This is a genomic window from Sphingopyxis sp. 113P3, assembly GCF_001278035.1.
Taxonomy (GTDB): Bacteria; Pseudomonadota; Alphaproteobacteria; order Sphingomonadales; family Sphingomonadaceae; genus Sphingopyxis.
On sequence record NZ_CP009452.1, the window covers coordinates 825,114 to 844,661 of the forward strand.

Annotated in this window: 24 protein-coding genes and 1 pseudogene; 9 read left to right on the forward strand and 16 right to left on the reverse strand. The window is 60.0% G+C overall.

Annotation, left to right across the window (positions count from 1 at the left end; all coding sequences use genetic code 11):
* Positions 1–6: 6 nt before the first annotated feature.
* The 16 genes from LH20_RS03865 to LH20_RS03940 all read right to left on the reverse strand — a co-directional run bounded on the left by LH20_RS03865 (position 7) and on the right by LH20_RS03940 (position 13,151).
* Positions 7–537, reverse strand: a complete 531-nt coding sequence (locus LH20_RS03865) for an aromatic-ring-hydroxylating dioxygenase subunit beta (RefSeq protein ID WP_053553084.1) — start codon at positions 535–537, stop codon at positions 7–9.
* Positions 534–1,760: an aromatic ring-hydroxylating oxygenase subunit alpha gene (locus LH20_RS03870; protein WP_235527106.1), complete on the reverse strand. Its 1,227-nt coding sequence runs from the start codon at positions 1,758–1,760 to the stop codon at positions 534–536. Before LH20_RS03870 ends, LH20_RS03865 begins: the two co-directional genes overlap by 4 nt.
* 220 nt (positions 1,761–1,980) lie before the next feature.
* Positions 1,981–3,225, reverse strand: coding sequence for a metal-dependent hydrolase family protein (locus LH20_RS03875; RefSeq protein WP_053553086.1), 1,245 nt, complete (start codon positions 3,223–3,225; stop codon positions 1,981–1,983).
* A 44-nt stretch (positions 3,226–3,269) separates the two neighbouring features.
* Positions 3,270–3,683 carry a nuclear transport factor 2 family protein gene (locus LH20_RS03880; RefSeq protein ID WP_144423503.1) on the reverse strand — a complete coding sequence of 138 codons (414 nt, stop codon included), beginning with the start codon at positions 3,681–3,683 and terminating at the stop codon, positions 3,270–3,272.
* Between the two features lie 82 nt (positions 3,684–3,765).
* Positions 3,766–4,320: an OsmC family protein gene (locus tag LH20_RS03885; RefSeq protein WP_235527107.1), complete on the reverse strand. Its 555-nt coding sequence runs from the start codon at positions 4,318–4,320 to the stop codon at positions 3,766–3,768.
* Positions 4,321–4,347: 27 nt separating this feature from the next.
* Complete coding sequence (locus LH20_RS03890; RefSeq protein WP_053553089.1) at positions 4,348–4,749, reverse strand: RidA family protein; 402 nt, start codon at positions 4,747–4,749, stop codon at positions 4,348–4,350.
* 38 nt (positions 4,750–4,787) lie between these two features.
* Positions 4,788–6,083, reverse strand: coding sequence for an FAD-dependent oxidoreductase (locus tag LH20_RS03895; protein ID WP_053553090.1), 1,296 nt, complete (start codon positions 6,081–6,083; stop codon positions 4,788–4,790).
* Positions 6,084–6,196: 113 nt separating this feature from the next.
* Complete coding sequence (locus LH20_RS03900) at positions 6,197–6,601, reverse strand: RidA family protein (protein ID WP_053553091.1); 405 nt, start codon at positions 6,599–6,601, stop codon at positions 6,197–6,199.
* Positions 6,602–6,647: 46 nt separating this feature from the next.
* Complete coding sequence (locus tag LH20_RS03905) at positions 6,648–7,634, reverse strand: zinc-dependent alcohol dehydrogenase family protein (RefSeq protein ID WP_053553092.1); 987 nt, start codon at positions 7,632–7,634, stop codon at positions 6,648–6,650.
* Complete coding sequence (locus tag LH20_RS23905; RefSeq protein ID WP_144423504.1) at positions 7,627–8,058, reverse strand: hypothetical protein; 432 nt, start codon at positions 8,056–8,058, stop codon at positions 7,627–7,629. The genes LH20_RS03905 and LH20_RS23905 overlap by 8 nt, the downstream gene beginning before the upstream one ends.
* 20 nt (positions 8,059–8,078) lie before the next feature.
* Positions 8,079–8,357, reverse strand: a complete 279-nt coding sequence (locus LH20_RS24345) for a nitroreductase family protein (RefSeq protein WP_053553094.1) — start codon at positions 8,355–8,357, stop codon at positions 8,079–8,081.
* Between the two features lie 65 nt (positions 8,358–8,422).
* Entirely contained in the window at positions 8,423–8,833 is a 411-nt protein-coding gene (locus LH20_RS03920; protein ID WP_053553095.1) for a hypothetical protein, read from the reverse strand.
* A 70-nt stretch (positions 8,834–8,903) separates the two neighbouring features.
* The gene (locus tag LH20_RS03925) at positions 8,904–9,614 is read right to left on the reverse strand and encodes a glutathione S-transferase family protein (RefSeq protein WP_053553096.1); all 711 of its coding nucleotides are present in this window, start codon (positions 9,612–9,614) and stop codon (positions 8,904–8,906) included.
* A gap of 95 nt (positions 9,615–9,709) precedes the next feature.
* Positions 9,710–11,950 (reverse strand): TonB-dependent receptor, encoded by a 2,241-nt coding sequence (locus LH20_RS03930; RefSeq protein ID WP_158501093.1) that lies wholly within the window; start codon positions 11,948–11,950, stop codon positions 9,710–9,712.
* Between the two features lie 59 nt (positions 11,951–12,009).
* Complete coding sequence (locus LH20_RS03935; RefSeq protein WP_053553098.1) at positions 12,010–12,414, reverse strand: SgcJ/EcaC family oxidoreductase; 405 nt, start codon at positions 12,412–12,414, stop codon at positions 12,010–12,012.
* Positions 12,414–13,151, reverse strand: a complete 738-nt coding sequence (locus LH20_RS03940) for an alpha/beta fold hydrolase (protein WP_053553099.1) — start codon at positions 13,149–13,151, stop codon at positions 12,414–12,416. Before LH20_RS03940 ends, LH20_RS03935 begins: the two co-directional genes overlap by 1 nt.
* Positions 13,152–13,341: 190 nt before the next feature.
* Here LH20_RS03940 and LH20_RS03945 point away from each other — a divergent pair, with 190 nt between their 5' ends.
* From LH20_RS03945 to LH20_RS03985, 9 genes and pseudogenes are all read left to right on the forward strand, one after another.
* On the forward strand, positions 13,342–14,154 hold the full coding sequence (locus LH20_RS03945) for an SIR2 family protein (protein ID WP_053553100.1): 813 nt from the start codon (positions 13,342–13,344) through the stop codon (positions 14,152–14,154).
* A gap of 105 nt (positions 14,155–14,259) precedes the next feature.
* Positions 14,260–14,610, forward strand: a complete 351-nt coding sequence (locus tag LH20_RS03950; protein ID WP_053553101.1) for a transposase — start codon at positions 14,260–14,262, stop codon at positions 14,608–14,610.
* Complete coding sequence (locus tag LH20_RS03955) at positions 14,583–15,407, forward strand: IS3 family transposase (RefSeq protein WP_144423507.1); 825 nt, start codon at positions 14,583–14,585, stop codon at positions 15,405–15,407. The genes LH20_RS03950 and LH20_RS03955 overlap by 28 nt, the downstream gene beginning before the upstream one ends.
* A gap of 134 nt (positions 15,408–15,541) precedes the next feature.
* Complete coding sequence (locus LH20_RS03960; RefSeq protein WP_200905430.1) at positions 15,542–16,306, forward strand: IS110 family transposase; 765 nt, start codon at positions 15,542–15,544, stop codon at positions 16,304–16,306.
* Between the two features lie 31 nt (positions 16,307–16,337).
* Positions 16,338–16,754: an IS66-like element accessory protein TnpA gene (tnpA, locus tag LH20_RS03965; RefSeq protein ID WP_053553102.1), complete on the forward strand. Its 417-nt coding sequence runs from the start codon at positions 16,338–16,340 to the stop codon at positions 16,752–16,754.
* Positions 16,751–17,098, forward strand: a complete 348-nt coding sequence (gene tnpB / locus LH20_RS03970) for an IS66 family insertion sequence element accessory protein TnpB (protein ID WP_053553103.1) — start codon at positions 16,751–16,753, stop codon at positions 17,096–17,098. Before tnpA ends, tnpB begins: the two co-directional genes overlap by 4 nt.
* A 63-nt stretch (positions 17,099–17,161) precedes the next feature.
* Positions 17,162–18,790 carry an IS66 family transposase gene (gene tnpC / locus LH20_RS03975; RefSeq protein ID WP_053553104.1) on the forward strand — a complete coding sequence of 543 codons (1,629 nt, stop codon included), beginning with the start codon at positions 17,162–17,164 and terminating at the stop codon, positions 18,788–18,790.
* Positions 18,790–19,083 (forward strand): hypothetical protein, encoded by a 294-nt coding sequence (locus tag LH20_RS03980; protein WP_053553105.1) that lies wholly within the window; start codon positions 18,790–18,792, stop codon positions 19,081–19,083. The genes tnpC and LH20_RS03980 overlap by 1 nt, the downstream gene beginning before the upstream one ends.
* 28 nt (positions 19,084–19,111) lie before the next feature.
* Positions 19,112–19,408 (forward strand): annotated as a pseudogene (locus LH20_RS03985) (transposase); the annotation flags it as partial.
* Positions 19,409–19,548 lie beyond the last annotated feature (140 nt).

Sequence of the window (19,548 nt, forward strand, 5' to 3'; positions counted from 1 at the left end):
TCAACCTCAAAAGAATACGCTCAACCCTTGATGGGTGAAGACTTGACGATCCATCGTCACGGTTCGGCTGCGAAGTTTCAGGCCGGCTTCGGAGCCGTTGAGCACGTCGAGGCGATCGCCCGTAAATTGCTGGTCCAGGTTCCAGCGGCTTTGGAACAACAGCAAATTGCTCCTCGCGAGCCAGCTGTTCTCGTCGACTTTCTGAACGTCGAGCAGCTGCACAAAGTAGCGCAGGCGGGAAGGGGGATTCTCGACCCAGCTTTGCTTGCTTTCGAGTTTCGCCACCCTGGCCTCGAGCAACTCGGCGTCTTCGTCATAATAGCCGATGGCGCCGTCCGCCACGATCAAGCCTTCGTTTGTGCTCGTCGTTACGGGGACGCGATATTCGATGCGGTCGTCCATGAGCTGGAGCCACTCGCGGTAACGCCGCTCCTGCAGCAACAGGATCTCGCGGCGGTAGAAGGCCTCGATCCCTCGCCACACAGTCTCGTCGACGACGGAGCCCGAGCCATCGGGCAGATTGTCCTGCCCGGTCATTGTCCCGGCTCCTGCATGACAGCAGCCCATTGGCGATAAAAGGCGCGCTGATTGGCCTCGGTCATCAATATGTCGCTGGTCGAGCCGACGAAGGGAGCGCCGTATCGGTCGACGGCCTTGCCTTCCCGTCCCAATCCCATCTCGTAATTGAGCCAGCCATCGCGGCCGATCGGACCGATCATTCCTTCCTGGATGCTCTGCCAAACGTCGCCATCGTCCTGCTCGAATATTCCCGAGGGGCCAAATGCGAGCGCGTAGCGCCGCCCGATTTCTGCCTTCAGCTTCTCGGGCATCGCCTTGTCGACGACGAGGTAGGAATAGATTTCGATCTTGCCGACGCCCCTCGGATGCCAAACCCGAAAGGTACGGAAGCGCGCCGTATCCATGAAGGACAGGTTCGGGAAAATGGTCCCGACACCGACTGGCATGAATGCGCCGGCCTGCTCGCCGTACCGCTCGACCAGCTGCCGCCGCATGTCATCGATCACGCCCTGATATTCGGTCTGAACGGCGTGGCCTTGTTGGGCGCCGCCCCTTTCGGACCCGATGGAATGTCCGTTGCCGGTATGGATGCAGTAGCCTTCGTTCGTCAGTGGGCTGCGATATCCCATATCGACGCCGGCACCATGGGTGGTCGGCACGTGGTAATGATCTCCCGCGAAGTTCTCCGAGGGAATTTTCCAATTGACGTCGATCGTCCACCGATGAACCCCGCCGATGACTTCGACACCGCCATCCATCCGCCCGAGCATCAGGTCGAGGTAGAAGACCATGTCGCCGAGATAGTCGCGCAGCGACACCGCCTCGGCGTCCCAAGTTGCGAAGATGAAGCCATGGATTTCATCGAGTTGCGCGACCTCACGCAAACCCAGGCGATCCCGGTCAAGCTGGTCACCGTAGACCTGGCCAAGCCGCGGAACGCTCGCCAACGCTCCATCGGTACCGAACGTCCAGCCGTGATACGGGCATTTGAACATACGAGCCGAACCGCTTTCGGCGCGGCACACCTTCGCCCCTCGATGGGTGCAACTGTTCAGGAACGCGCGAACCTTCCCGGCTTTGTCGCGCGTAACGATCACGGCGTCTTCACCCATGGTCGTGGTGAAAAAGTCGCCATTGGCCTTGAGCTGGCTTTCATGCCCCAGATAGAGCCAGCACCGACCGAAGATGCGCTTCTGCTCCATTCGATAGATTTCGTCATCGATGAAAAGCCGACGATGCACGGCTGATGCATCGTGGTTCAATAGTTCGTCGGTGCGGAAAGACCCGATCTGGCCATCTGCCGGAATTGCCGGAGGACGCAATGCCTCGGAAACAACCCCTTCCGCTTTCATTTGAGCGCCATTCACCATCCGACTCCACTCACCCCAATTGTTGTAGTATTCTATATACTAGATCGGCGTGGGCCGCAAGGCACCCGTCGGCGAAATCGGCACGCCGCTCCTAGATCGTCCGTTTGTGAAACTTGCCCGCCGACATAATGGCGGCCAGATTGCGCCCGGCGCCGCCCAGCACGGTCACATCTTTCAGCGGATCGCCATCGACAACAAGGATGTCGGCCAGCGCGCCTTCGCGGATGCACCCGAGCTTGCCCTCTTGCTGGAGCAGTTCAGCGTTTATCGAACAGGCACTTCTGAGGATGTCGATCGCCGGCAAAACCCGTGCGCGCAACGCAAACTCATCCGTCTGGTGTGAATGCAACTCGCCCAGGAGGTCCGTCCCGAACCCCATTTTCACATTATTTCGCTTCATTGTCTCCAGCCCGGCCAACATGTGACCCGACAGCATATTGAGTTTGTCGATGCTGACCTGCGGAAGTCCGAGCCGCGCGCCTTCTTCCAATAGCGTGAAGATGACCGCCATCGTCGGAACGGTGAAGGCACCGGCCTCCGCCACGAAGGCAGCCGTCTCATCGTCGATCATGCTCGCATGCTCGATCGATCGAACGCCCAACTCCACGCACCGGCGTATCGCAATGGTGGGATGACAATGCGCAGCGACATATTTGTTTACGCGCGTCGCCTCGTCGACCGCAGCGCGTATTTCTTCATCGGAATATTGGCTGCATTCCAGCGGATCGGTCGGCGACGCCATGCCCCCGGAAGCCATGATCTTGATATGCGAGGCCCCGCGGCGGAGTTCTTCGCGCGCTGCCCAACGCACGGCGTCTACCCCGTCGGCAATGATGGCGAAGACGTCCGTGTAGCATGCGCAGCCACAAAAGCCGTCATCGTGCAAGTCGGCGTGGCCGAGGCGCATGTCGCCATGACCGCCGGTCTGGCTGACGATGCGGCCACCATAGAAGAAGCGCGGCCCCTTGATGAAACCGTCACGGAGGGCGTTGGCGATGCCGACGTCGCCGCCACCGACATCACGAACGGTCGTGAAACCGCTATCGATGCAGGACTCCAGGAAGCGCGCGCCGAAATGCGCGGTATAGGTGCGCGGCCAATGGGTCACGCTCGGGAGATTGACGCTGCCGGCGTAAACGTGGACATGCGCGTCGATGAGGCCGGGCATCAAAGTGCGCCCGGCACAATCAACCACGTCGATGTCGTCCCGGATTGCGATCGGACTATCCGAAATCTCCCGGATCACCCCATCTTCGACAAGAACGTCAGCCCCGTCGCGCAGGTCTTCCGACCACCCATCAAATACGCGGGCGTCACGAAAAAGCGTCCTAGTCATGTCGAAACTCCATTAAGAGGGCAATCCGGGATCAAGGTGGCGTGTCAGGCCTTCTTCTTCAGAAGCGCCGGATCGATCGTGATCTTGTTGTATTTGATCTTCCAATCGGACCCTTCGCGAACCATGACGATGTCGAGGTCGCCGGTGCCAATGAAGGACGGACCCTCGGCGACATTCATCTTCATGACATAGCAGCGAAGGCGAGCACCCTCGGCATGGTCTTCGACCAGCATGTTCGTGATGAAATGACGCACGCCGGCTTCGTGTCCCTGGGAGACATAATCGTCCATCCATGCGAACACCGCGTCGCGGCCCTCGGCCTTGCCGAACGGGCCATCCAAGGTACCATCTTCGCTATAGAGATCGGCGTAACCGCGTGCGTTCTCGCCATCTCCCGCGTGATACATCCGCACCGCCACGTTCTGAACCGCGATAATTTCTTCAACGGATAGTGCCACTGCACAACTCCCAATGCTGGATTTGATGGTATGTAGTATTCTACGAATGTCTGTTGTCAAGCTGGCATGTTGCCCACGCCGGCTAAATCACCTCGAGCGTGGGGTTCATTCCAACCGCCGAATTCAGATTGAAGAAGTTGGGAGAGGTCTTTTGCACCGCCCGATGAATTTCTTCGAACTGCTCGGGCGTGCCATTGCCCGAAATTCGGACCACATAGTCCACTTCGTGATAACCCGGCTTGACGCTGTCATCGAGGCCCAGAAAGCCGCGCAGGTCCAGTTCGCCGCGCATTTCGATCTCGAGCTTCGTCAATGCGATTCCTCGCAGCGAAGCGTTGGCGGCATAGCCAACGATCATGCATGCGTTGATTGCACTCATCAGCAGTTCCTGCGGGTTCGGCGCGCTGTTCTGGCCCAGCAGCTCAACCGGTTCGTCGGCAATGATCTCGAAGCTGCGAGGGATCGACTGGCCGGCGAGCTCGTAGCTCTCCACCACAGATCTGCTGCGGGTCTGGCCTTCCCAGATCGTGCCCACTTTGAACGCGACGCGCGCCTTGGCAGGATCCTCCTGAACCGCGGCGACGGTAGCGGCGAGCGCCGGAACGTCGATCGCGTTAATATGGTCGGTACTTGTCACCATGTTTCTCCTCAAATTGGGGTCGCTTCATGCGTCGGCGACCGCCGTCGCAACAATTTCGATCATCAGGCCGTCGCCGCCGAGCGACGAAACGCACTGGAGAGTGTTGACCGGCGGGTGGGGGCCCGTGACGAACTCATCCCGAACGGCGACAAGGGCATTTCGTTCGGGGTCGTCAAAGCGGGTCACATAATAGTCCAACCTCACGACCGAATCGAACCCGGTCCCAGCGGCCGCCAGCGCGACCGAGATATTCTCGAAGGCCTGCCGGGCCTGTGCAGCAAAATCGCCCTCACCGACCAGCAGGCGGTCCTTGTCGAACGCCACCTGGCCGGACAGCATCACGAGGCGGCCGCCCGACACGCTGATTGCGTGGCTGTATCCATGGGTCGGGTGAAGGTCCGCGGGTCTGAACGAATGGATATCCATTATCTTCTCCTTCAAGGCGCAATCGTCCTGGACCCGGTTCAGACCGGCGCCGGAATATTGTTCGTATCGACCACCCGGGCATGGGTGGCCTGCGACCAGGTCGAGACCTTCGCGCGCATGCGATCGGTGAACAGACCCTGCGCTTCCATGTTGAAATGTGCCGCTACCAGCGCGACCGAAACTTCGGGATCCTCCGCCGCCATCTCCGAAAGAGTGCCAAGGTAGGCGAATTGATCAGGCTCTGGCGGAGCGACATTCTTAAGCTCGGCGCCATCGTAAAGGCTATCTGCCATGCCCGACACCGAGAAGGCGAGTTCGACGAAATGGGCGAAGGCGCTCTGGAAACGCTCTGGAAGGCTCACATCGTCTTCGGACGTGGCGAGGCAATTGCGCAGCACCGCGGCGCCTTTCGCGGAAATCGTCATGCCCTGGCCGTAAAATGGATTGAAAGAGGCTACGGCATCGCCTGTGGCGATGAAGCCGGAGGGGCGGCGGTCGAGCAGATGCCAGCGGCGCAACCGGCTGCTTTCCATGCGATAGCCGGCAATATTGGACAGGGGTTCAGAGGCGCGCGCGACCTTGCCGAGCAGCGGCGTGCTGGCGCCATCCAGATAGTCGAGCAGCCCCTCTTGCTCCAGCGGCGGATAGTCGCGCATCATGCCGGCGGCGGTGATCATGTGCATGCCGTTATCGATGGGTATGATCAGACCACCGCGGTGATGCCCGGGATAAGGCATCGCCACCAAGCCCGCAGTACCCGGCTCCAGGACATCTTTGGGCAGATGCACGAGCTGGGACGCATAGCCCATGAAACAACTCACATGCTGTTCGTCGGGTACCGGATATCCTAGTTGTTCGAGCCAGCGCGGGCTCTGCGAACCGCGCCCGCTGGCATCGATGACAAGATCGCCGGCAATGACACTTCCATCCGATAGCGAGACGCCAAGGATCGCCTTGCCTTCGTCGTCCGCCACCAGCGATTTCACGGTGGCGTTGATGATTTTGCAGTTGGCGAAACGGTTCAGATTGCTGCGTATCACCATTTCCAGCAGCGGGCGGCGAAAGCCGAAGGAGGTGATCGAACTGGCGGTGCGGGCGCGCCAACCGGATGAAGTAAAATTGGGAAGCTGGAGGCATTGGTCCACTTCCGAGCATCCGGCCTGCCGCAGCTGTTCGGAAAAATCAGGGATAAACTCGGAAATCAGGTCTCGCCCGATACCGAGAAGGGCATGGGCCTGCCGTCCCTGCGGCACCCCTTTCCGGGGCTCTCCATTTTCGACCAGCCTCTCCCGTTCAATGAGCAGGACCTCGTCGAAAAAGGGGCTCACCGCCATGGCGGACAGACTGCCACCGATGCTCGCTCCGATGATGATCGCTCTATTTCTACCCATAGCAAAGCCCTCTCAACTTGTGCGATCCGGCGAGATTGGCTCTCGCTCGGTCGTGATCAGTGATCGATAAAAGCGGTCGCCTCGATCTCGATGCGCACGCCCGGAACCGCGAGCGCGGACACGCCCACCAGCACGCTGGCGGGCGGATTGGACGCCGAAAGATAGCGATCCCGAATGGCAGCGAGCGGCGTACGCAGGGGCTCTTCGAAATCGACCACATAATAAACCAGCTTGGTCAGGTCGGCGTATGTCGCCCCTGCGGCTTCAAGCGCCCGGCCAAGATTTTCGAAAACGGCAATCGCCTGTGCTTCGAAATCATCCTCGCCGATGACGCGATTCTCCATGTCGAACGGAACCTGGCCGGCAAAGACGATGTGCTTTCCAGGCCCCTCGACGATCACCGCATGGCTGTAGCCGAATGTGGGATAGAGATTTGACGGCCGCAGATAAGTTTTTGCCATGTCTCGCTCCATTGCTCTTGGCGTTGGTCGACCGCGCCCGCACACATCATGTGGTGACGACGATTTTGCCGCGCTGGCGATTGCTTTCCATGTAGCGATGCGCGTCGACGATCTTGTCGAGCGTGAAAACGCTATCGATGACCGGTATCAGCCGCCCAGCCTGGATTGCCGAACTGATATAGGCAATCGCCTCGCTGAGTTTGTCCGGCCGACTGGTCAGCTCGAAGAAAGTGTAGGCGTGCACCGTCAAGGCTTTGGAAAGTGCTGTGAACAGGGGGTAGCCAGGCTCGCCGAGCAACGCACCGTAGATGTGGACGGTGCCGCCAAACGCCGCCGCATTTGCCAACTTTTCAAGGAAGGGTCCGGCGACGGGGTCAAATGCCACGTCCACGCCGCGTCCGGCGGTGATCGCCATGGCGCGCGCGACCAGATCTTCCTCATCGGAAATGATGACGTGATCGGCACCAGCCTCCAGGAGAAAGTCTTGCTTGTCGGCGCCCCGTGTCGTTGCGATCACGGTGGCTCCAATGTCCTTGGCGATCTGGATTGCAGCGACGCCCACGCTCGAGGACGCCGCCGTGACCATAACGGACTGCCCCTTCCGAAGCTGGCTGAAGGTGACGAGCGCTCCATAAGCGGTAAGATACTGCACCCAGAGGGCCGCAGCCTGCTCGAAGGTCAGCGACACGGGATGGCGCGTGACCCATTGCGCGGGAACGGTCGCGGTTTCGCCGTAGACGCCGTAGCGGCCGAAGTCGAAACCGGGGATGACGCTGACGATGTCACCCGGCAAGACATTCGACACGCCGGCCCCAATCGCCGAAACGATGCCGGCTGCTTCGTAGCCAAGCCGCGACGGCAGCTGTGGCTGCATCACATATTCGCCGGAACGGAAGGCGACTTCCGCCCGATTGAGGCCAAGTGCCTTGACGTCAATCCGGACTTCGTCGGGCGCGAGCGCGGTCTCCGCGACCTCTTCGAGCCGGAGCACGTCGGCGCCGCCCGTTTCGTGAAAGCGCACGATTTTAGCCATCGACGCGGCCCTCCTCGAACAGGGCAACCGCTGCCGACAGCCGATCGGCAAGGTCGGCAGACAAAAGATAGCCGTCCTGCGAGCGAAGGGCGGCGTCGAGAGCAGGATCCTCGGCAGCTGCAAAGACCGTGAAAGCGGCAAAATGCGCTTGAGCTCCGGCAGGACCCATGCCTTCGAAGCAGCCCCGATTCACCATGAATGTGAAGGCGATCCGGTTGAACATCGTAAGATCGGCGAAAAAGGGACTCTGGCGATATGCCGCGAAGGCGTCCAAATGCCGCAGCGCGCCATCGCTCAAAAAGCCCTGCTGCTGCAACGTGCTCAAATACCAGGTAGCGGCGGCTTCGACCTGCTCGGAAACATAGCCGATCTTGCTCCACACCTCGGCCATATTGCCGTTGTTGAATCCCAGGGCGTCTGCCACCGCTTCCAGGCCCGGAAATTTTATGTAGAGCGCAAACATGTCGGACGCATGCGCATCGAAAGCTTCGATGAGTTCGCTATCATCGCGGCAAAATTGCCTTGGTGAACCTTCCGATATTGTTCCACGCGAGAGGGGTTGCGCGTAACAATGACGCAGTAATTGTGCATGCCGCCGGCCGTCGGTGCCGAACGCGCCGCGTCAAAGATCGCGTTGAGCGTAACGTCGTCGACCGGTTCCGGGGTGAAATCGCGGACCGATCGTTGTCCACGCAGGAAATCCGCGGTTGCGTCTGGTGGCATGTGCACGATTGGCTGTCCTTGCTTTGCGCCTGTGTAAGGCGACGGCTACGCCGCGCCGGATGCCCTTAGAGACGGTGCAGCCGGCCCTCGAAGCGCACGACCCCGACCGTGTTCGAATTGAATGTGTCAGAACCGCTTATCATCACGCCGGTGCTGCGGAAGCTTCCACCGAAGCCGGCAAAACGGCCGGTCCCCTTCACGACGTTGTAAACAACCGTCATGACATTCGGCCGATCGTCGGGGTAAATCTGAATGGTGTTGACGTCGTTCGTGTAGAGCGACGACCCATCCTTATCGAGAAAGTAGTGGAGGCCATTGAATTCCGTCTTCCCGTCACCGAGGTCGCGAACTTCGCTGACGATTTGACCGTAGGCGGCCCCATCGATCGTACCGGTCATCGCTCCGATGCCATTGCCGTCGGTCATGGCCATGACGTTGGCCGTTCCGCCCATTTCAATATAGTCGCCGCTGCTCATATTCTGTTCCTCACCTTGGGTTGCCGCCTGCAAACCGGGACGGGACGGGCCCGCCCGGAGGGATGCCTTCCTATTTCGGATCCAGCGTCATGCCGCTGGCCATTTGGCTGGAAATGAAGGAGTCGAGGCATGCCGGGAGATAGCAGTGATCAAAATCGCGGCCGCCGCTGGGAGGGGGCACGGTCGCTTTCTGCGATTCCAGCGCCAGCACGTTCTTCGCCCAGGCCGGGATCCGTTTGAACTGGGGGAGGACGTCGGTGCCGTAGAGGCGATCCAGGATATCGATCCGAAGAAGGATCGGCGCATACTGGAAATCGATCAGGGCGAGCTGTTCGCCATTGAAGAACGGGCCGTCGCTCAACTGCTCGTCAAGCTTGGTGAGTTTACCCAGAAGGCGCGTGCGGTTGAACTCATATTCCTCGAGCCGGCGCAGCACGGTCATGTCGACAAGCGCCAGCAAAATTTCCAGCGCCGCCAGTGTCCAGGCGCGATTCTTGGCCTTCACGACGGGATCGGTCGGAAGGAAGCGACGCGCCGGAAACATCTCATCGAGATATTCGTTGATCACGGACGATTCGAAAATGAGTTCGCCGTCGACGTCGAGCAGCGGAACGAGACCTTGACCGTTCGGCGTCAGGTCCTTGTACCATTGCGGCTTGTTGTACGGATTGATGTAGACCAGTTCATGCTCGATCTGCTTTTCGAACAGGCACATCCGGACGGGCTGAACCATGGGCGCTTTTTCGACGGCGTATAAGGTGATCTTCTTGGGAACAGCCACGATCTTATCTCCACTATAGAAACCTGTCTCCGTACCCGTCCGCCCGCACGTTGGCGCGCGAGCCCTTCCGGACGGACGGGCACGAAGAAACTCCGCTAAAAGCGGTGCGACAGCTTGATGCCGTAGGTGCGCGGCGGAAGAAACACCTCGAGATGCTGGTAGTTGAGAAACGGACTCGTGTCGGAGAAGGAACCGAGAACGTCATTGTTCTCGAGATTCTCGACATAGAGCTGGCCCGTCCAATCCCCGTCCGCGCTTTCCCACGTCAGCGAAGCATTGGTGCGGTGGTAGCTCGGGATGAGGTCCGTCGCCAAGTTGAACGGACGGGCATATTTGTTCGAGGTCCATGAGTGATCGATCCGCGGCGTTAGCGTTCCGGCAGATCCCAACGAGATCATGTACTGGACGCCGCCATGCAACTGCCATTCGGGAGCCTCGGTAAGCCGGTTGCCTTTGAGATCGACCACCCCGGCACCCAAATTCTCGGGATCCGCGGTCTGGAAGGAATCGTAGCGCGAGTGGAGCCAGGACACCGAACCATCGAAGGTCAGGCCGTCGACCGGCTCGGCAATCGCTTCAAGTTCGATACCATAGAGCGTCGCCGCGCCCGCGTTTTGGAAAGCCGAGAAACCCTGCGCATCCGCAACGCTTTCTTGCTTGTCGGTGTAGTCGTAATAATAGCCCGATGCATTGAGCTGAAGGCGGCGATCGAACAGCTTGCTCTTCACGCCGACCTCATAGGCGTCGAGAATCTCGGGTTTGAATGCCGGCGCCGAGTCCTGGAGATTGAAACCGCCCGATTTATATCCGCGCGAATAGGAAGCGTAGGCCATGGCGTCGGCGCCGAGCTTGTAGTTGGCCCCAAGTTTCCAGGTGACCCTGCTCCACTTGTCATTGTCCATGACATGGCTGAAACTGAAGTCGAATGCCGGGGAGTTTACGACGCTGAAGCCGACCGAACGATCCACGGCCATCTTGTCGAGGGTGTAGCGCAGCCCGCCGGTCAGGGTCAGGCCGTTGGCGACTTCCCAGTCCAGTTGGCCAAAGGCCGCATAGGAGTCCGCACGAACAACGCCTGGTGTGGTCAGGTCCACCTCAAAGGGATTGGGACCGCCATCGACGAAGACGCCGCCTTCGTAGGACGACTTTTCGTGATAATAGTAGGCGCCGAGCAGCCACTTCAGGGCGCTGCTGTTGTCCGACGACAGCTGGAATTCCTGGCTGGTCGTCTTGTATTTCGATTCGAAGAAAGCATAGGATTTCAGCGAAGCGAGATCGGTACCGTCTTCGTCGTAGGTGACGCCCGTATCGAGATCGAAATAGCCGGTGATGGATCGCAAGGTGACGCCGCCCATCTTCCATTCGATCGTGCCGGTGACGCCCTTGGTCTCGTCGAACCCGTCACCGCGGGTGTCCTGCTGCACCTTGCGTACGTCGTCGAAAGTCGCGACGCGATACCCTGCCGGCACACCGTCAAAGAGGCCAAAACCACCCAGATTGGCGGCGGGGAAGCTGCGCGGACGGTTCACGAAATTGGCGCCGTCATTTTTGTAATAATAGCCAACAAGGCTCACCAGAACATCATCGGCGAGATCATATTCCAATGTGGCCCGAAGGTTGGAATAATTGGAGTTCAGAAGCTTGTTATTACCCGGATCGTTCACGTCCTTGACGTAGCCGTCGCGGTCTTCCATCGCGAAGGCAATGCGCCCGCGCAGCCGGTCCGAGATCGGGCCGCTCAGCACGCCGAAGACGCGCCGCTTGTCATAGTTTCCGATCTCCACGCCGACTTCGCCGCTGAAATCATTGGTAGGGCGTTTGCTGATCACATTGATGCTGCCGCCGACCGCGTTGCGGCCATATAATGTGCCCTGGGGCCCGCGCAGCACTTCGACGCGCTCGATGTCCAGAAAGTCCTGCAGCATGACAGACGGCGATTGCAGATAGACGCCATTGGCATGCACCGGAACGGCCGGGTTTCGGCCCGGCGTCGAACCGCGAAGCGCCGACCCACCCACACCGCGCAAGGTCACCAGGCCTGAGCCAGTGACCGAACCGCTGTAAACCAAGCCCGGAACCGACTGCTGCAGCTGCTCGGGATTGGAGATGCCGCGCGCAGCCAGGGAGTCCGAGCTGAACGCGGAGATGGCGACCGGGACATTCTGGACATTTTCGCTGCGCTTTTGCGCCGTGACCACGATGTCACCCATCAACGCGTTGCTTGACCCTTCCTCGGTTTGAGGGGCCGCTTCCTGTGCAAGGGCCACCGCCGGGGTGAAGACACCGGGTACGAGGATCGAGATGCCAACGAGCAAAAGTGCCTTCGGAGATCTCATCGGATTTGAACTAACGTATGTCATATTGCCTCCCGTTATTTCTTTGTCTGTATAGGTTGTTAAGTTCGTACGGCCGGATCGAGGATCAGCTCCAGCCTGCTAAAGCACCAATTTCCTTGGTCGGCGGTCGCAATGGCGTCGAAGCAACCGGTACCCATTGCGGTGGGGCCATCAGCAATGTTCACCTGCATCAAATAGGAGGTCACTTGCGCGCCACTTGCATGCTCGGAGACATGCTGGTTCGTCACAAAATAGCGGACGCCGGCCGTCATGCCGTCAGCGATCCGCTGCTCGAGAAAGGCGGCGATCTCTGCTCGGCCCTTCAAGTGCATGAACGGTGTCACGAACTCGCCGTCTGCTGTGAATACAGAAGCATATGCGGTCGGGTCGCGCGCATCCAACGCAAGGTAGAGGCGATTTGCCAGATCGCGGATTTTGATCGCGTCAGCTTCGGAGATCGCCATCAGAGCGTCTCCCGCAGTCGGCGGGCGCGGCGGAGATGCATCTCAAGGACATCATTAAATGCTGGCCCCGCCTTTTGCACGGCATGGCCAAAGCCGGTGATAGTCGTGAGCTGCCCCTGGGTCAGTGACGCCACGCGATGACAGATCGCATCATAGGCGGGACTCCAGCCTCCAGCGACGACCAAAACCGGGACACCTGCATCGGAAAGCGCGCCGACAGGTAGATCGATGGCCCACAGATGCTCCGTGCGCAGAAGCGATATCGCGCGGTCAAGCTCCGGTGGAATGACCTTGGGAACAGGCCGGGTCATTTTGAGCGCCGCTAGGAAGCCGGCCATAAATTCCCTGTTCGAGAGGCCGTGCTTTTCCCAATGCAACTTCAACGCCTCGATCGCGCTAGCGACCGACGGGATGTCTGCCGCTACGGCGAATGCTGGCGGCTCGATCAACGTCAGCGAACGGATGGCCTCGGGACAAGACGCCGCTGCTTTGGCGGCAATAAGAGCCCCTGTGGATGTGCCAACCAAGTGCGCTCCATCGCCAGCCGCCTCGATCAGATCCAGGACGTCCTTGTCGTGATCCACCTTCATGGCCTGCGAAGCGAGCGTATAGCCATGGCGGGTGATCACGCGCACATCATAATATGTGCTCAGAATTTCCTGCCCGGCGAAGGCGTCACCAGCCCCGAGACTGCCATGCACGAAGATGATCGCCTCACGCTCGGCTGCACCCGCCACAGGCATCTCCTCGCGAGAAAGGCTCGCGACATTGCCCTGGTCGGGATGAGAAAAAGCGTCACAACTCACGTAAGCCTCCGGTCTGGTACGTAGTACACTAGACACCACATACTTATCATGTCAATAGGCGCACTCGCCTCGTCCGAAGCGCGCCCAACAGGCGCGCGGCATTTTATAAGGAGGTGTGGGCATGGCCTCGATCGAGACCCTCGCAGAGGCGATCCGCAATCGCCAAGCCATCCTCTTCGCCGGGGCCGGGCTATCTATGAGTGTGGGATTGCCCTCTTGGGCGGACCTGATCGCGCATATGTGCCAGGACGCTGGCCTGTCGGATGCTCCTCAGCCGGCCTGGACGTATCAGACGCTCGCCGAATTTCATCGCCTCAAACATGGAAGCATTGGCCCACTTCGAAGCTGGATGGACCGGAATTGGAGCGTGTCACCTGAAAGGGTTCGCGAGTCCGAGATTCATTCCCTCATCGTGCAACTGGATTTTCCGATCATATACACAACAAATTACGACAATAATTTGGAAATCGCATATGATCTTCACGGAAAGAAATATGTAAAGATATCAAAGACCAGCGATATCGCCAGGCTGAACAGCGATCTTTCCCAGATTGTTAAATTTCACGGAGATTTTGAGGACGACAGGTCTCTGGTCATTGCGGAACGGGATTATTTTGATCGGCTCATGTTCGAGACCCCCTTGGACGTGAAATTTAAATCCGACGCCCTTGGAAAGACTTTATTGTTTATCGGGCACAGCGTGAGCGATCTGAATATCAGAATGATGCTGTATCGCTTGTGGCAGATCTGGAAACAATCAGGCAGCGAAAGAGATCGCCCGAGCTCATTCGTATTTATGACACGAAAAGATGTTGTCCAGGACGCGGTTCTCGAAAATTGGGGGATAACAGTATTGCATCAGGACGCCGACAGCCCGCACGACTCCGCATTGCAATTTCTACGGCGTCTCAAAGACATCGTATTTACTGTATAAACATCTGGGGATCAGCGCCATGCGTGGACGTGGAGTGGGCCCCTTGGGCCGGACAGGGAAGCATAGTTGGATTGACCGGTTGGCCGGGCTTTTGGAGAAGAGCCCATGGCAAGACATCGATCCCATAGCGTTGAGTTCAAGCGTCAGGTCGCACAGGAGTTTCTGAACGGCGAGACGCTTCACGGCCTTGCCAAGCGGCATGATATTTCCCGGCAGTTGATCCGCATCTGGGTGGCGAAGTATGAGGCCGGTGCCCTTGATGACGATGCGCGGGCGGCGGATCTGATCCAGGAATATGAGGCGCGGATTGCCGCACTCGAACGCCTTGTCGGCAAACAGGCGCTGGAGCTGGAGTTTTTAAAGGGGGCTCTGCGCGACGCACCGCGGCCGAGAAGCGCCAATACATCCGTGATCACCGGCCCGGCGGGATGTCGATCGCGCGAGGATGTCGGCTGATGGGCATCGCACGATCGACATTCTATCATGAGCCGACCCAACCGATCGGCGATGCCGAACTGGTAGCTGCTATCACCGTGATCTGCGATGAGTTCGAAGCTTATGGCTGGCGCCGCGTGCAGGCCGCGCTCCGCCATCAGGGCGTGATCGCGAACCACAAGCGGATCAAGCGATTGATGCGCGAGCATGACCTGCAGCCGCGCCGTCGCAGGCGTTATACCGCAACCACCGACAGCGATCATGACCTGCCAGTCTTTCCGGATCGCTCGAAGGATATGATTCTTGATGGTCCCGATCAACTCTGGGTGGCGGACCTGACCTATGTCGCCATCATTGGCGGCTTTGCCTATGTCGCGATCGTCCTCCATGCCTGGTCACGCCGCGTCGTCGGCTATGCGATCGGAAGATCGATCGATGCGCGGCTCGCAGTGGCGGCGCTGAAAGTGGCGATCGAACGACGGCGCCCGCGATCAGGATGCGTGCATCATTCTGACCGCGGCAGCCAATACGCATCCCGGATTTATCGAGCGATGCTCGCCGATCATGCCATGGTCGGCTCGATGAGCCGGCGGGGCAACCCGTACGATAACACCAAAGCGGAAAGCTTCATGAAGACACTCAAGGTCGAGGCGGTCTATCCCATGGCATTCGAAACCTTCGACGATGTCGCCGACCAGCTTCCTAGGTTCATCGACGACATCTTCAACCAACGCAGATTGCATTCCGCGCTCGGCTATGTCAGCCCCGCGCAGTTCGAGCAGCAAAACTCCCGGCTCATGGTCAAATCAGCTGCGTGACCCTGTCCGGCCCAAGGGGCCCACTCCAAATCGGGGGTCCCTTTTGAACACGATGACGTAATTGCTGCCGTTGTTCTCATTTGGGCGCGACAGCTGCAGGATGCGAGAAATCATCGTAACGGAGGAGCATCGCCATGAAGCACTATGTCGGACTGGACGTATCGCAAAAGGAAACGTCGATTTGCATCGTCGATGAGGCAGGACGGCCCATACACCAGGGCCGGGTGAAATCCGATCCGGGCGTGCTGGCGGCGGTCATCGCCAAGAAAGCTCCCAATGCCGAACGCGTCGGCCTCGAGACGGGCGCCATGTCGAGTTGGCTCTGGCATGAACTCAAGCGCACCGGTTTGCCCGTGGTCTGCATCGATGCGCGTCACGCCCCTGCGGCCCTGTCCGTTCGCATGAACAAGAGCGACGAGAATGATGCTCGCGGTTTGGCGGAACTCGTCCGGGTCGGCTGGTATCGGGAGGTTGCCGTCAAGAGTGAAGAAAGCCAGACCGCGCGATCCATCCTCGTGTGTCGATCCCGATTGGTACGGGTCCGGCGCGACCTCGAAAACCAGATGCGGTCTATGCTGAAGGAATGCGGTCTGCTCTTTCCACGCGCTGCCGGCGGGCAATTCCAACGGCGGGTCAACGACCTCATCGCCGATGGCCATGCTCTCTGCCCCATTCTTCGGCCGCTGCTATCCGTGCACCAACAGACTTGTAGCGAACTGGAAAAGATCGACCGAACAATCCGCGACCTTGCGCGAGAGGATGAAACGACGCGGCGGCTCATGACCGTGCCGGGCATTGGCGTCGTCACGGCCCTGACATATCGTCACACGATCGACGATCCAACCCGTTTCCAGAATGGTAACCGACCGATTGAGGCCGCCTGCCGAGGATTGATGTGAGTGGGTAAGTGACGTCCATAAGGACGTCGTTATGGACGTCCTGTTCGAGAGCGAGGGACGGACGGTGGAGATTCTGGGCCGGGAACGGCGGCGGCGATGGAGTGAAGCGGAGAAGCTGGAGATTCTGGCGGCGGTGGAGGCGCGCGGCGAGACGCTCGCGCGCGTTGCCCGGCGCTACGATGTGTCGCGGAGCCAGATTTATACCTGGCGCCATCAGTTCAGGAAGAGCGGGCGGCTACCGGCGCCGGTTGGAAGCGCATTCTTGCAGGTCGACATCGATGCGCCGATGCTGAACGCGGGGCCCGCCTCTCCGCCCGCACGCGAAGCCTCGGCGGCGTCGCCCTCGATTGTCGAGCTGGGGCTGACACAGGGGCGGTGTCTTCGTTTCGACAGTGGCATTGAGAGCACGGTCCTGATCCGGCTCATCCGATCGGTGGAAGCTGCATGATCGGGCCAGGAACTGGTGTGAGGGTGTACCTCGCCTGCGGCGTCACTGATATGCGCAAAGGGATTTCGGGCCTCGCCCTGCTGGCCCAGACGGTGCTGCGCCAGCAAGCCGCGAGCGGTGCCGTATTCGCCTTTCGGGGCCGGCGCGGCGACAGGCTGAAGCTGCTTTACTGGGACGGCCAGGGGTTTTGCCTTTATTACAAGATTCTCGAGCGCGGCCGTTTTCCCTGGCCGTCGGCAGCCGACGGAACGGCCCGGCTGACGTCGGCCCAGCTCGCGATGCTGTGGGAAGGGATCGATTGGAGGCGCCCCGACTGGGGCGCGCCGCCAGCACGCGCAGGGTGACTTTTCTTTTTGGAAAGTGGCGGTTTTTCTGGACTTTCAGGCCATTTCTCCGTAGCAAAGGCCATGCTGAACGCGGCCCCCGATCTTCCCGAAGATCCCGCCCTCCTCAAGGCGATGATCGCTGCGTTGCAGGCCGAGAACGCGAAGCTGACGACCACGCTGCGCGCCCATGACCTGGTCGTCCAGGCCCTCCGCTTGCAGATCGCCAGGCTGAAGAAGCAAGCCTTCGGCAAGTCCTCCGAGAAGATCGAGCGCGAGATCGCACAACTTGAGCTCGCGCTCGAAGACGTGCTCGTCTCCGTCGCACAGCAGGCCCCCGTAGCAAGCGATCAGGACGATCCCGACCCTGATCTCGCGACCGCTCCCTCCGACACGGACCCCACGCCGCGCCCATCGCGGCGACCCCGCGTCTCGGCAGACACGCCGCGCGAGCGCCGCGAGCTTGATTTCGGCAACACCTGCCCCGATTGCGGCGGTGAGCTGCGCCTGGTCGGCGAGGACGTGAGCGAGATCCTCGAGATGATCACGGCAAAGCTCAAGGTCATCGAGGTCGCCCGCCCGAAGAAGTCCTGCCGCTGCTGTGAGAAGATGGTTCAGGCACCGGCCCCGAGCCGGCCGATCCCCGGCAGCATCGCCGGGGCAAGTCTGCTTGCCTACGTGCTCGTCTCCAAGTTCGACGATCATTTGCCGCTATACCGGCAAAACGAGATCCTCAACCGTATGGGCGCCGATATCCCGCGCAGCACACTTGCCGACTGGTGCGGCCGATCGATGCGGGTCTTGCAGCCCGTGATTGACGCGATCGAGGCCACGGTCCTTGGCAGCGACATTCTGCACGCCGACGACACACCGATCCGCGTACTGGCGCCGGAACGCCGCGCCAAGGGCATCGGCAAAGGGGTGATGCAAGGCCGGATGTGGGCATATGTGAGGGATCAGCGCCCCTGGGCGGGCACCGCGCCGCCCGGGGTCGTCTATCGCTATGCCCCCAACTGGAAAGCCGAGCATGTCCAGAACCATCTTCGCCATGCGCGCGGCATTCTCCAGGCTGACGCCTACAAGGGCTATTCGAAGCTTTACGAACTCGGCACGGATGGAGAGCCCCGCTTTCGCGAGGCCGCCTGCTTTGCCCATTGGCGACGGGATTTCCACGACATCTGGAAGTCACAAAAATCTCCGATCGCTCACGAAGCGCTCGAGCGGATCGGACAGCTCTACGACGTTGAGCGCGACATCGCGGGCAAGCCCGCCGATGTTCGGCGTGCCGTGCGACAGGAGTTGAGCAGGCCCAGGCTCGAGGCTTTGCATGCCTGGGCCCAGATGCAGCTCACCCGGATTCCGGCCAAGGGGGATCTGGCCAAGGCATTTCGCTATGCTCTCGGCCGCTGGCACGCGTTCAGCCTTTTTCTCGATGATGGCCGCGTCGCCATCGACAACAATGCGGCCGAACGCGCCGTCAGGCCGATCTGTCTGGGCAAGAAGAACTGGCTGTTCGCCGGCTCCGGGGCCGGCGCTGAGACGCTGGCCCGCGCCATGACACTCATCGAAAGCGCCAAGATGAACGGCCTCGATTCCCAAGCCTACATCACCGATCTGCTCGATCGCATCCACGACCACAAGATCAACAGGATCGACGAGCTTCTCCCCTGGAACTGGTCGCCGCTCGTCACTCGCCAGGCGATCGCCGCCTGATGGGCACAATCACCTACGTCCGCACCCTCGACTATGTCGCCACCATGCTCGAGGAAGACGCAGAGCTGCTGGAAGCTATCGTCTCGAACGATGACAACCTGAGCTACGGCAACATCATCAGCGTCTACACCGGCCCGGACGCGGCGATCGCCGCGCTCACCGATCATGGTGTCGAAGAACTGGCCGACATGATCCGCGACGCACGCCGCACGACCAAATCATGGCACCAGTTCCTCGATAACGTCGTCGTCGATCCCAAACTCGCCGCACGCCTCAAGCGTCAGCCGCGGTAGATATCGGACGGTTACCCAGAATGCGGCAAAGGTTGGCGCTTATCTCGGACTTACGCCCCGCCGAAAGCAATCGGGTGAAATGGACGTCACGGGAAAAATCTCGCGCTGGGGCGACCGGTTGTTACGCGCCTATCTGTTCGAGGCGGCCAGCGTGCTGCTCCATCGAACCAAGCGGTGGTGCTCGCTCAAGGCGTGGGGGCTGCGGCTTGCGAAGCGAAGTGGCATGAAGAAGGCGCAGGTCGCGGTCGCCCGAAAGCTCGCCATCATCCTTCATTGTATCTGGGTGGATGGAACCGAGTTCGAGTGGGGGAAGCAGCCTGCCTGACCGTCATACCCACCCTGAGATTGCAGGCCTGACGCCAGACCTGTGATGATCCACCGGGACGGTGGTTGCGGTGACCTCGTTCAAACGGCTGCGGACTTCCAGGACCGCGTTGCGCACGTTGAGGCATCCGACCCGGACAT